This is a genomic window from Companilactobacillus bobalius, assembly GCF_002179915.1.
GTDB classification, from domain to species: Bacteria; Bacillota; Bacilli; order Lactobacillales; family Lactobacillaceae; genus Companilactobacillus; species Companilactobacillus bobalius.
The window spans coordinates 1-554 of sequence record NZ_MYFM01000027.1; the positions used below are offsets into that span (position 1 = coordinate 1).

General features: G+C 33.8%; 2 protein-coding genes. Both read left to right on the forward strand.

Translation table 11 applies throughout. The features are described from left to right. Positions 1-19 precede the first annotated feature (19 nt). Positions 20-199: a hypothetical protein gene (locus LKACC16343_RS14120; protein ID WP_056950808.1), complete on the forward strand. Its 180-nt coding sequence runs from the start codon at positions 20-22 to the stop codon at positions 197-199. Next, positions 196-465, forward strand: coding sequence for a hypothetical protein (locus LKACC16343_RS14125; RefSeq protein WP_056950804.1), 270 nt, complete (start codon positions 196-198; stop codon positions 463-465). Before LKACC16343_RS14120 ends, LKACC16343_RS14125 begins: the two co-directional genes overlap by 4 nt. Positions 466-554: the final 89 nt, after the last annotated feature.

The following is a 554-nucleotide window of genomic DNA, read 5'->3' on the forward strand; positions in this document are numbered from 1 at the left end:
ACGGCTATGAGGTGGAAAAATGAAATTAGTAAAAGAATTTATTCCTGATCAAGCAATTTGGGCTGAGACTAATGTTTTGAATAAAGTTAATGATTTTTGTAAGCAAAATAGCGTTGCCGATATCATTCCTAAAGTTTTTGTTGGAATGGATGGTACACCAATGCTTGCGTATGTCGTAATTTATGAGGTAGAAAAATGAAAAAAATAACGGGCTTAGAAATTGAGAATCCTTATAGATATAGAGGCTATGAGGTGGGCAATACTCCAACATATGCAATTGAGAACAGCACATTTTTATTAGATGATATTGACAAAAAAATAGAAAAAATTAAGTTCAGTCTAGAACTGCTTGCTTATCAAGTGATTTTTATTGATGGAAGTTGTACTGAAATTTCAATTAATCAGTCGGGATTGATAGTACATACTGATGCGAATGAGGTTGAAGATGATGAAGGATTGGATTGATCGTGGATTTGGAAATATGAAAGTTGGCAATCTTGTGAGACTACATATTTCTAGTAAGGAACGGCTAGAGTTCTCTTTAGTTCACGGCT

Bases quoted from the DNA above. Each gene is read 5' to 3' on its own strand.
- LKACC16343_RS14120 (WP_056950808.1), top strand. From the start codon at position 20: ATGAAATTAGTAAAAGAATTTATTCCTGATCAAGCAATTTGGGCTGAG.
- LKACC16343_RS14125 (WP_056950804.1), top strand. From the start codon at position 196: ATGAAAAAAATAACGGGCTTAGAAATTGAGAATCCTTATAGATATAGA.